This window comes from Hydrogenophaga sp. GW823-FHT04C09, from assembly GCF_058796355.1.
The window spans coordinates 790,926-801,285 of record NZ_JBXAIO010000002.1; the positions used below are offsets into that span (position 1 = coordinate 790,926).

At 69.2% G+C, this 10,360-nt stretch carries 11 protein-coding genes and 1 tRNA gene; 9 read left to right on the plus strand and 3 right to left on the minus strand.

Translation table 11 applies throughout. From position 1 onward, the window contains the following. The first annotated feature begins 15 nt into the window (after window positions 1-15). From AC1Q9M_RS08955 to AC1Q9M_RS08985, 7 genes are read left to right on the plus strand one after another with little or no spacing between them, the layout of a single operon-like run. Entirely contained in the window at window positions 16-870 is an 855-nt protein-coding gene (locus AC1Q9M_RS08955) for a branched-chain amino acid ABC transporter permease (protein WP_444688193.1), read from the plus strand. Continuing rightward, window positions 867-1,811: a branched-chain amino acid ABC transporter permease gene (locus AC1Q9M_RS08960; protein ID WP_444688192.1), complete on the plus strand. Its 945-nt coding sequence runs from the start codon at window positions 867-869 to the stop codon at window positions 1,809-1,811. The genes AC1Q9M_RS08955 and AC1Q9M_RS08960 overlap by 4 nt, the downstream gene beginning before the upstream one ends. Further along, complete coding sequence (locus AC1Q9M_RS08965) at window positions 1,808-2,590, plus strand: ABC transporter ATP-binding protein (protein WP_444688191.1); 783 nt, start codon at window positions 1,808-1,810, stop codon at window positions 2,588-2,590. Before AC1Q9M_RS08960 ends, AC1Q9M_RS08965 begins: the two co-directional genes overlap by 4 nt. Continuing rightward, complete coding sequence (locus AC1Q9M_RS08970) at window positions 2,583-3,290, plus strand: ABC transporter ATP-binding protein (RefSeq protein ID WP_382323726.1); 708 nt, start codon at window positions 2,583-2,585, stop codon at window positions 3,288-3,290. The genes AC1Q9M_RS08965 and AC1Q9M_RS08970 overlap by 8 nt, the downstream gene beginning before the upstream one ends. Then, window positions 3,287-3,892: a carboxymuconolactone decarboxylase family protein gene (locus tag AC1Q9M_RS08975; RefSeq protein WP_492433388.1), complete on the plus strand. Its 606-nt coding sequence runs from the start codon at window positions 3,287-3,289 to the stop codon at window positions 3,890-3,892. The genes AC1Q9M_RS08970 and AC1Q9M_RS08975 overlap by 4 nt, the downstream gene beginning before the upstream one ends. After that, window positions 3,889-4,446: a MarR family winged helix-turn-helix transcriptional regulator gene (locus AC1Q9M_RS08980; protein ID WP_382323728.1), complete on the plus strand. Its 558-nt coding sequence runs from the start codon at window positions 3,889-3,891 to the stop codon at window positions 4,444-4,446. The genes AC1Q9M_RS08975 and AC1Q9M_RS08980 overlap by 4 nt, the downstream gene beginning before the upstream one ends. Before the next feature lie 22 nt (window positions 4,447-4,468). Beyond that, window positions 4,469-6,064 carry an AMP-binding protein gene (locus AC1Q9M_RS08985; protein ID WP_382323729.1) on the plus strand — a complete coding sequence of 532 codons (1,596 nt, stop codon included), beginning with the start codon at window positions 4,469-4,471 and terminating at the stop codon, window positions 6,062-6,064. Window positions 6,065-6,079: 15 nt separating this feature from the next. Here AC1Q9M_RS08985 and AC1Q9M_RS08990 read toward each other — a convergent pair whose 3' ends face one another. Further along, window positions 6,080-7,255, minus strand: coding sequence for an MFS transporter (locus tag AC1Q9M_RS08990; RefSeq protein ID WP_492433390.1), 1,176 nt, complete (start codon window positions 7,253-7,255; stop codon window positions 6,080-6,082). A 134-nt stretch (window positions 7,256-7,389) separates the two neighbouring features. Here AC1Q9M_RS08990 and AC1Q9M_RS08995 point away from each other — a divergent pair, with 134 nt between their 5' ends. Continuing rightward, window positions 7,390-8,211: an AraC family transcriptional regulator gene (locus AC1Q9M_RS08995; RefSeq protein ID WP_444688189.1), complete on the plus strand. Its 822-nt coding sequence runs from the start codon at window positions 7,390-7,392 to the stop codon at window positions 8,209-8,211. A gap of 39 nt (window positions 8,212-8,250) precedes the next feature. Here the strand turns inward: AC1Q9M_RS08995 and AC1Q9M_RS09000 are convergent. Beyond that, a tRNA-Ala gene (locus tag AC1Q9M_RS09000) sits at window positions 8,251-8,326 on the minus strand. Window positions 8,327-8,352: 26 nt separating this feature from the next. Continuing rightward, complete coding sequence (locus AC1Q9M_RS09005; protein ID WP_444688188.1) at window positions 8,353-9,258, minus strand: NAD(P)-dependent oxidoreductase; 906 nt, start codon at window positions 9,256-9,258, stop codon at window positions 8,353-8,355. Between the two features lie 102 nt (window positions 9,259-9,360). On the opposite strand from AC1Q9M_RS09005, the gene AC1Q9M_RS09010 reads away from it, so the two are divergent. Next, on the plus strand, window positions 9,361-10,245 hold the full coding sequence (locus tag AC1Q9M_RS09010; RefSeq protein ID WP_382323731.1) for an alpha/beta hydrolase: 885 nt from the start codon (window positions 9,361-9,363) through the stop codon (window positions 10,243-10,245). The last annotated feature ends 115 nt before the right edge of the window (window positions 10,246-10,360 follow it).

Here is a 10,360-nt window from a genome sequence, read left to right on the forward strand (position 1 = left end):
GAGCGAGCAACCTCCATGTCCACCTTTGTCATCGGTCTGAGCATCGGCATGCTGCTGTTCCTGCTGGCCGCGGGGCTGACGCTGATCTTCGGCATGCTGCGCATCATCAACTTCGCGCACGGCGCGCTCTACATGCTGGGGGCCTACCTGGCGTTCCAGATCGCGTGGTGGGCCGGTTTCTGGTGGGCCATCGCCCTGGTGCCGGTGCTGCTGGCGCTGGTGGGGGTGCTGATCGAGCGGCTCACGCTGCGGCCCATCTACTCGGCGCCGCACGAGTTCCAGCTGCTCATCACCTTCGGGCTCATTCTTGTGCTGGAAGAAGTGGTGCGCGCCACCTGGGGGCTGAGCGGCAAGAGCATCGCGGTGCCGCCGTGGTTGTCGGGCAGCGTCGCGCTGTTCGACACGGACGTCTCGCGCTACCGCCTGTTCGTCATCGCCGTCGGCGCGACCACCATGGCCGTGCTGCTGCTGGGCATCGAGCGCTCGCGCATCGGGCTGGTGATCCGTTCGTGCAGCACGCACCCCTTGATGGCCGCCACCCTGGGGGTGCGTGTGGACCGCGTGCGCACGGCGGTGTTCGCCGTGGGCGCGGCGCTCGCCGGCCTGGGCGGCGCCATGGCCGGGCCGATGCTGCCGATCCAGCTGCAGATGGGCGGCACCATCATCCTGGACTGTTTCATCGTGGTCATCATCGGTGGCCTGGGCAACATCCGCGGCGCCATGGTGGGCGCGCTGCTGATCGGCATGACCCGCGCCTTTGGCCAGCAATACCTGCCCGACTGGATCGACACGCTGACCTACGCCGTGCTCATCGCCACGCTGCTGCTGCGGCCGCAGGGCCTTTTCAGCAAGAAGGAGCGACTCGCATGAGCCGTATCGAACGCCTGGACATCCGGCTGTGCCTGCTGGCCATGGCCATCCTCGTGGCACTGCGCATCGGCACGCGCGACGAGGGCATTCTTTTCGTCGCCTGCCTGGTCATGGTGTGGTCCATCTTCGCGCTGGCTTACGACCTGGTGTTCGGCACCACGGGCATCCTCTCCTTCGGCCACGCCGCCTACTTCGGCATGGGCGCCTACGGCATGGCCTGGGCGCAGATGCACGGCGGCCTGCCATTCAGCCTGGGTCTGGTGGCCGCCGCGCTGCTGGGCGCGGCCTGCGCCTGGGCCGTGAGCCTGATCGGCGGCCGCATCACCGGCCTGTTCTTCTCACTGCTCACGCTGATGCTGGCCGAGCTCATGTCCATCCTCATGCTCACGCGCCTGCGCGGTCTCTCCGGCGGGGTGGACGGCCTGCCCGGCGTGGCGCGGCCGGCCTGGGGCGAGATCGACTTCTTCCACAACGCCAACTTCTTCTGGGTCGTGTACGTGGTGTTCGTGGCCATGGTGCTGGCTTGCTGGGTGCTGCGCCGTTCGCCGCTGGGGCAGGCCTGGCAGGCGGTGCGGCAGAACCCGGTGCGCGCCGAGCAGCTCGGTTTTGGCGTGCGGCCGCTGCGCCAGTCCGCCATGGCCGTCTCCGGTGCGCTCTCGGGCGTCGCCGGCGGCCTGCTGGCCTCGTTGATGATGTACACCGGCCCGCAGATGTTGAACTGGAAAACCTCGGGCGACGTTCTCATCATGACACTGCTCGGTGGCAGCGGCACGCTGCTCGGCCCCATCGTCGGCGTGGCGTTCTTCGAGGTGCTGCGCGAAGTGCTCGCGGCCTATTCCGACTACTGGTACGGCCTGGTGGGCCTGGTGTTCATCCTGTGCACGCTCTTTCTGCGCAAGGGGCTGGCCGGTACCGCATTGCACTGGTGGAGCCAACGATGAACACCCCCACCCAGGCGCCAGCCATCGCGTGTTCGGGCATCACGGTCGAGTTCGACGGCTTCGTCGCCCTCAACAATGTGGCGCTGGACGTGCCCACGGGCAAGACCGTGGGCCTCATCGGCCCCAACGGCGCGGGCAAGACCACGCTGCTCAACGCCATCAGTGGCCGCGCGCCGCTCAAGTCCGGCCGCATCGAACTCTGGGGCGATGAGATCACGCGCCTCTCGGTCGCCGCGCGCACGCGCCGGGGCCTGGGGCGCAGCTTCCAGATCATCAACATCTTCCAGGAGATGACCACCTTCGAGAACCTGCGCGTGGCCGCGCAGCCGCCGCGTTTTCGCCTGCAGCCCTTCTGGCGGCCGGTGGACCGGTGGGGCGAGCTGGGCGAGCGGGCGCGCGAGGTCGCGTCCGTCGTCGGTCTGTCCGACGTGCTGGACCGGCCCGTGGCCACGCTCAGCCACGGCCGCCAGCGCGCGGTGGAACTCGGCCTGGCGCTCATGGCCGACCCGCGCGTTTTGCTGCTGGACGAGCCGCTGGCCGGTGTGGGGCACCACGAGATCGCCGCCACGCTGGAGCTGATCGAACGCGTGCGCGAGCACCGCACCGTGCTGCTGGTGGAACACAACATGGACGTGGTCATGAAGCTGTCCGACGAGATCGTCGTGATGATGGGTGGCGAGGTGCTCATGCGAGGCACGCCCGCCGAAGTGCGCGCCGACCCGCGCGTGAAGCGTGCCTACCTGGGCGACGACAACCGCCAGGAGGTGGCCCATGCTTGAGTTGAAGAACGCCGACGTGTTCTACGGCAAGGCGCAGGCCTTGCACGGCGTCTCCATCGCCTGCGCGCCCAACGAAGTGCTCGCGCTGGTGGGCCGCAATGGCGCGGGCAAGTCCACCACGCTGCGCGCGATGATGGGGCAGATTCCCCTGTGGCAGGGGCAGCGCGAGCTCGATGGCCAGGACATCACGGGCCTGTCGCTGCCCGATTCGAGCCGGCGCGGCATCGCGCTCGTGCCCGACAGCCGGGACATCATCAGCGGCCTGAGCGCCGAGGAAAACCTCTTGCTCGCCAGCCTGAGCCATCCGCCCGGGCATTGGACCATCGAGCGCGTGTACGCCCTGTTTCCGCGCCTGCGCGAACGGCGGCTGGCGCAGGGCACGTCGCTGTCCGGCGGCGAGCAGCAGATGCTGGCCATTGGCCGCGCGCTGCTCACCAACCCGCGTTACCTGCTGCTGGACGAGCCCACCGAAGGGCTCGCGCCCGTCATCATCGAGCAGATCGTGGCGGCCATCGAGTTCGTGAGCCGCGCCGGTGTGTCGGTGCTGCTGGTGGAGCAGAACTTCCGCGTGCCCCGGCGCGTCGCGCAACGCTTCTGCCTGCTCGACAGCGGGCGCGTGGTGTGGAGCGGCGGCCGCGACCAGATCGACGACCGGCTGGAGGCCATGCTCTCCGGCCTGCAACACGAGATCCCCGCATGAACCTGCCGAACACCGCGCGCGCCGCCCCGCTGGCCGCCGACGATCCCCGCTCGCAGAACCCGCAGCTCGAAGACCTGGTGAACTTCGTCGGCTACCGGCCCCACGCCCTGCTCACCATGGCGCGCAAGCCCGGCGTGCTGCCGGCGGTGCTGGGCTTGGTGCAGACCACGCTGCGCGGCGATGGGTTGATCGAGCCCGGCCTGCGCTTTCTGCTGGGGGCCGAAGCCTGCCGGGGCGCGCGCTGCGCCTACAGCGCCGTGCATGTGGTGCACGCCGCGCAGCACGCGGGCGTGGGCTGGGCGGCCTTGGCCGCCTTGCCCGAGTACCTCGACAGCGCGCACTTCGGCGAACGCGAACGCGCGGCCCTGCGCATCGCCAGCGCGGGCGCCACGCTGCCCGTGGGCGATGCCAGCCAGGCGTTCGACGAGGCGCGCTGGCACTTCGCCGAGGACGAGCTGATCGAGATCGTCTCCATCGTGGCCTTGTTCGGCTGGTTCAACCGCTGGAACAGCCTGATGCGGACCACCCTCGAACCCGAGCCCGCCCAGGCGCTGCATCATGTAGGCTGGTTGCAACAACTGTGGAAGGAAACCCACCCGTGAGCCTGGCCGATACCGCCCCCAAGACCCGCCGGACCCGCCCACCCAAAGCGGCCCCCGACACGCAGGCCCAGGCGCCGGGGCTGGACGCCGAGCGCGCCGCGATGCGCACGCTGGAACTGGTGTTCTTCGTGCACCTGCAGATGGCCGATATCGCCGACCAGGTGCTGATGGACCACGGCCTGGGCCGTCCCCACCACCGCGTGCTCCACTTCGCGGGACGCACGCCCGGCATCACCGTGGGCTCGCTGATGTCGCTGCTGCGCATCAGCAACCAGGCCCTCTCGCGCACCACCAACCAGCTCACCACCATGGGGCTGCTGGAACAGCGCTACAGCACCGAAGACCGCCGCGTGCGCCAGAACTACCTCACCGCCGACGGGCAGGCCTTGCTCGGTTTGCTCACGCAGCGGCAGATCGCGCTGATCGGGCAGGCGCAGGCGCGGCTCTCCAAGGCGGAGATCGAAGGCATGTGGAACGGCCTCTCCGTCATGGTGCGGCCGGAAGACATGGCCTGGGTCACCACGCATCCCTTCGACCTCCCGACACCACCCTGACCCACCCCCGACACCACCGAACATGTACAGCGAGATCCACAACCCCCGCCGCTGGCTGCTGAGCGCCGCGCTCAAGGAACGGGCCACCCGGTCGCCCGACGCCCCCTGGCTCACCGACAGCGAGGGCGCGAGCCTCAGCTTCGGGCAGGCGCACACCCACAGCCTGCGCGCGGCCGGCTTCTTCGAGCGCCTGGGCGTGCGGCGCGCCGACCGCGTCGGCGTGTTCATGTTCAACGGCTGCGACTTCGCCACCGCATGGATGGGGCTGGCCCACCTGGCCGCCACCACCGTGTTCCTCAACACCGAGCTGCGCGCCACTTTCCTGCGGCACCAGCTCGTCGACTCCGCGCTGGGTTGCGTGGTGGTCGATGCCGAGCTGCTCGGCGCGCTCGCCGACATCGCCGACGAGGTGCCCGACCTGCGCACCGTCATCGTGGTGGGCGGGCCGTCCAGCGCCAGGCTGCCCGAGCGCTGGCAGGTGCTCGCCTGGCCGGACTGGGCCCAGCAGCCCGACTGGGACGGCCCCGGCCCCGCGCCCGAAGACATCGCCTGCATCATGTACACCTCGGGCACCAGCGGACCGAGCAAGGGCGTGCTCATGCCCCACGCGCATTGCGCGCTCTACGGCATCGGCACGATCCAGTGCGTGGAACTCACGGCGCAGGACCGCTACTACGTCAGCCTGCCGCTGTTCCACGCCAACGGCCTGCTCATGCAGCTGGGCGCCACGCTGCTGGCCGGCATCCCCGCCTTCGTGCGCCGCCGCTTCAGCGCCAGCGCCTGGCTGGCCGACGTGCGCGAACACGGTGCCACCGTGACCAACCTGCTGGGCGCCACCGCCGGTTTCATCATCCACCAGCCGCCCTCGGCGCAGGACCGCGAGCACTCGCTGCGCGCCGTGCTCACCGCCCCGAACCTGGCCCAGCACGAGGCCGCCTTCCGCGAGCGCTTCGGCGTGAAAGACATCGTCTCGGGCTTCGGCATGACCGAGGTCAACATCCCCATCTGGGGCCGCATCGGCCGCTCCGTGCCCGGTGCGGCGGGTTGGACGCATGAACAGCACTTCGAGGTGCGCATCGCCGATCCCGAGACCGACGAGGCCCTGCCGCCGGGCCAGATGGGCGAGATCCTCGTGCGCCCCAAGGTGCCCTTCGGCTTCATGGCCGGCTACTTCAATGCCCCGGCCAAGACCGTGGAGGCCTGGCGCAACCTCTGGTTCCACACCGGCGACGCCGGCACCATGCGGGAAGACGGCCTGGTCACCTTCGTGGACCGCATCAAGGACTGCATCCGCCGGCGCGGCGAGAACATCTCGGCCACCGAAGTGGAAGAGGTTGTGGCCGCGCTGCCGGGCATCGAGGAAGTGGCCGCCTACGCCGTGCCCTCGGACGTGCCGGGTGGCGAAGACGAGGTCATGCTCGCGCTCGTGCCCAAGGCGGGCGCCACGCTGGACGGTGCGGAGATCCTGCGCATCGCCAGCGGGCAACTGCCGCGCTTTGCCAAGCCGCGCTTCGTCAAGTTCGTGGAGGCCCTGCCCAAGACCGCCACCGGCAAGGTGCAGCGCGCGGTGCTGCGCAAGCAGGGCATCGAGGGCGCGCTGGACGTGCAACAGGGCTGAGGCACTCTCTCTCCATCAAGGCGCGTGACCCGTGCTCGTGGGGGCGGGCGTGGACGGCAGCTGGCTCAAGATCAGCAGCGTGATCACCGAGGTGGCCGCCATCACACCGAGCAGGGCGGTGAAGCCGGCCTGCTTGACCACCGGACCGATCAGCCACACCGCCAGCGAACTCGCGCCCAGCGACACCGCCAGGCGCATGCCCGAGACGCGGGAGCGCAGGCTGTCGTCGACGAAGCGCACGATCATCGCGTCGGTGAACGGGATGGCGCCGAAGATCGTCGCCATGAAGAGGAACTGCACGGCGTAGAAGGCCCAGCCGTCCAGCACCATCGACAAGCCCAGCAGCACGGCCTGCGCCGCGATGATGCTCATGTACAGCGACTTGAGCGCCACCCGGTCGATCAGGTGCCCCACGAGCAACTGCGTGAACGAGGCCACCGCGTAGATCGCGGCGAGCAGCAGGCCGATCTGCGCCGGGTCCTGAAGAAGGGCCTGCAGGCGATCGCTCAGCAGCTCGTAGTTGCTGTTGGTCGAGAAGTTGAACAACAGGCTGCCGCTGGTGGCGGCGATGGTCATCACCAGGAAGAGCCTGGCCATGGACACATCGGCCGGCGCCACGGTGGTGGCGGACTTCTTCTTCGCGGGCGCGGCCTGTTCGCGCGTGGCGAGCAGCGCGAAGGCCACGCCGAACAGCAGGCACAGGGCGCCCGGGACTGCGAATGCCATGCGCCAGCCGAAGTACTTCACCAGGAAGCCGGTGGCGACCGCCGCCACGGCCACGCCCAGGTTGCCCACCAGGCCGTTGATGCCGATGGTCCAGCCCGGGCGCGGCGCGCCCTGCACCAGCATGGGAATGCCCACCGGGTGGTAGATCGACGCGAAACAGCCCAGCAGCGCCAGCGCCAGCGCCATCTGCAGTGGCGTCTGCGTCGCGCTCACCAGCAGGGCCGCGCCACCCATGCCGAAGAAGAACACCAGCATCATGCGGCGGCGGCCCCACTGGTCGCCCAGCTTGCCCGAGGGCAGCGAGCCCACGCCGAAGAAAAAGAAGGCCGCCACGCTGTACGGCATCAGGTCCTCCCAGCGCGCCACGCCGAACTCGTGCGCGATCGTCGTCACGGCGGTGGCAAAAATCAGCAGGAACATGTGGTCGATCGCGTGACCGATGTTCAGCAGCCACTGCGTGGCCATGGAATTTCGGGCAGGGCTGGAGGCGAGGGCGGGGTGCGTTGGCATACGTGAATGAAATGAAGGTCCGGCAGAGGATCAGGCAGGAAGGGCCTGTCAGAATTGTGGTGGAGGCGGCAACGCCTGTCTCGCGCTGAATGACCAACAACCATCTCAAAAGCGACATGGCCATCTCACCCCGGCCCCCGGCCCTTTCCGACGTGCTGGACGCGATCGACGCGCAGAACTCACCCATCTTCGCGCGCTCGACCGACTACCCCTCGGGCTGGCACATCGAACCGCACGCACACGCCAAGCACCAGCTGATCTATGCCGTGCGCGGCGTCATGGTGGTGCAGGCGGAGGCCGGCCGCTGGGTGGTGCCGCCCACGCGCGCGATCTGGATGCAGAGGGGCATGACGCACGAGATCCGCTGCGTCGGCGAGGTGCACATGCGCAGCCTCATGGTGGCGCCGAAGGCCGCGCCCCGGTTGATGGACAGGACGCAGGCCGTCGCCATCTCGCCGCTGCTGCGCGAGCTGATCCGCGCCGCCATGGACGTGCCGCAACCCTACGCGCCAGGCACGCGCGACGGCCGCCTGATGCGCCTCATCCTCGACGAGCTGCGGGCCCTGCCGGTGCTGCCCCTGTACCTGCAGATGCCCACCGACCCCCGGCTGCTTCAGATCGCCGCGGTGCTGCAACGCCGGCCGGACGACCCGTCCACCATGGCCGACTGGGCACGGCGCCTGGCCATCGACGTGAAGACCATCCAGCGTCTCTTCATCAAGGACACCGGCATGACCTTCGCCCAGTGGCGACAGCAGGCGCGGCTGCTGCGCGCGCTGGAGCAGCTGGCCACCGGCGAGAAGGTCATCGACGTGGCGCTCGCGCTCGGCTACGAGAGCCCGAGCGCCTTCGCGGCCATGTTCCGCAAGCACTTCGGGCAGACACCGAGCCAGTTTTTTCTGGAAGCCTGAACAGCGACGCGATGACGGAACCAGGCGGCCAGAGGAGGGTGGTGGAGACGAGGAGGATCGAACTCCCGACCTTCGCATTGCGAACGCGACGCTCTCCCAGCTGAGCTACGTCCCCAGAGGCCGAAATGGTAGCAAGAACGCTCAGTTCATGCCATTGCGGCGAGCCAATTCGACGAACAGCGCGGCGTGGTCCATGTCGGCCAGGCCGTGGTTCCCGGCCTGGGCGTAGAGCTGCTCGAACAGGCCGGTGATCGGCGCCTCGAAGCCGATCTCTGCGGCCGTGGCCAGCGCGTTGCGCATGTCCTTCAACTGCACCGCGATCGCGGCGCGCTTGGTGAAGTCGCGTTCCACCATGCGCTGGCCGTGCACCTGCAGGATGCGGCTGTCGGCGAAGCCGCCGCTGATGGCCTGCCGGACCTTGCCCATGTCGGCGCCGCCTTTCTCGCACAGCAGCAGGGCCTCGGCCACCGCGCCGATGGTGATGCCCACGATCATCTGGTTGGCCAGTTTGGCGAGCTGGCCCGCGCCGTGCGGCCCCACGTGCACGGCCTTGCCCAGCAGTTCGAACGCCGGCAGCGCGCGCTCGAAGTCGGCCGCCTCGCCGCCAGCCATGATGGCCAGCGTGCCCTGCTCGGCGCCGACCGTGCCACCCGACACCGGCGCATCGAGGTGGCGCACGCCCTGGCCGGCGAGCCGCGCCGCGTGCTCGCGCGCCTGGCGCGGCTGGATGGACGACATGTCCACCACCAGCGTGCCGGGCCGCAGGCCGGCGGTGGTGCCTTGCTGGAACAGCACGTCCTCCACCACGCCGCCGTGTTCGAGCAGGGTGATCACGAGGTCGGCCTGGGCCACGGCCTCGGCGGGCGTGTCGGCCACGGTGGCGCCGAAGGGCTGGAGCCGCTCGGCCTTGGCGCGCGAGCGGTTCCACACGCTGACCTGGCAGCCGGCTTCGCAGAGGCGGCGCGCCATGGGAAAGCCCATCATGCCGATGCCGAGCACGGCGATGCGGGTGGGCAGGGGTGGGGTGCTGGTGGTGTCGGTGTTCACGTGCGGGCCTGGGGATGGGGATGAAAGGGTGCCGGCAGGATACGTGCCCGGCATGGCAATGGGTCACATTCTTGGCAAAAACCCCATGACACAATGCGCGCGATGAAGACCACAGCCCCCTACGACGCCGAATGGCTCGAGCGCGAGTACAACAACCGGGCCCGGGTGCCGGAACACCCGGTGCATTTCGAGCGTTGGGCGCGCGACTCGGCGGTGGCCCGTGAAGGTGGTCGTGCCTTGATCGATGTGAGCTACGGCCATGGGGCGGGCGAGACGCTGGACATTTTTCCCGCGCCGCGCCAGGCCGGCAAACCACCGGCGCCGGTGCTGGTGTTCATCCACGGGGGCTGGTGGCGCAGCCTGGACAAGTCCGACCACTCTTTCATCGCGCCGCCGTTCGTGCAGCGCGGGGCCTGTGTGGTGGTGCCGAACTACGCGCTGTGCCCGGCGGTGACGATTCCCGAGATCACCTTGCAGATGGTGCGTGCGCTGGCCTGGGTGCACCGCCACATCGGGGCGCATGGTGGGGACCCGCACCGCATCACGGTGGTGGGGCATTCGGCCGGTGCTCATCTCGCGGCGATGATGCTGGCGTGCGACTGGTCGCTGGTGGGGGACGACCTGCCGCTGGCTTTGGTGAAGAACGCGCTGGGCATGTCGGGTCTGTACGACCTGGAGCCGGTGATGCACACGCCATCGGTGCAGGCGTCTTTGCGGTTGTCGGCGGAGCAGGTGGCCAAGGCCAGTCCGTCGCGTCTGCCCGCGCCGTTGGTGCGCGAGGGGCGTGGGCAGTTGACGGCCATGGTGGGGGCGCTGGAGAGCAGCGAGTTCCTGCGCCACAACCGGTTGATCCAGTCGGCTTGGGGTGAGCGGGTGGTGCCGGTGTGTGAGGCGCTTCCGGGCCTCAACCACTTCAGCATCGTGGATGCCTTGGCCGATCCTCGGCAGCGGTTGCATCAGGCGGTGCGGTCGCTTCTCTCCGTCTGAGTTTTTTCTCTCTCCGGGTGACGCCGGTCCTCGGCGAGCGGGGTGGCCGGCTCCGCTCATGTCCCCCGAACCGGCTGCGCCGGTTCTCCTCCTTTACTTCGCTGCGCCGGCCACC

Coding starts and splice junctions, on each gene's coding strand:
- AC1Q9M_RS08955 (WP_444688193.1), top strand. CDS start 16: ATGTCCACCTTTGTCATCGGTCTGAGCATCGGCATGCTGCTGTTCCTG.
- AC1Q9M_RS08960 (WP_444688192.1), top strand. CDS start 867: ATGAGCCGTATCGAACGCCTGGACATCCGGCTGTGCCTGCTGGCCATG.
- AC1Q9M_RS08965 (WP_444688191.1), top strand. CDS start 1,808: ATGAACACCCCCACCCAGGCGCCAGCCATCGCGTGTTCGGGCATCACG.
- AC1Q9M_RS08970 (WP_382323726.1), top strand. CDS start 2,583: ATGCTTGAGTTGAAGAACGCCGACGTGTTCTACGGCAAGGCGCAGGCC.
- AC1Q9M_RS08975 (WP_492433388.1), top strand. CDS start 3,287: ATGAACCTGCCGAACACCGCGCGCGCCGCCCCGCTGGCCGCCGACGAT.
- AC1Q9M_RS08985 (WP_382323729.1), top strand. CDS start 4,469: ATGTACAGCGAGATCCACAACCCCCGCCGCTGGCTGCTGAGCGCCGCG.
- AC1Q9M_RS08990 (WP_492433390.1), bottom strand. CDS start 7,255: ATGGCCACGCAGTGGCTGCTGAACATCGGTCACGCGATCGACCACATG.
- AC1Q9M_RS08995 (WP_444688189.1), top strand. CDS start 7,390: ATGACCAACAACCATCTCAAAAGCGACATGGCCATCTCACCCCGGCCC.
- AC1Q9M_RS09010 (WP_382323731.1), top strand. CDS start 9,361: ATGAAGACCACAGCCCCCTACGACGCCGAATGGCTCGAGCGCGAGTAC.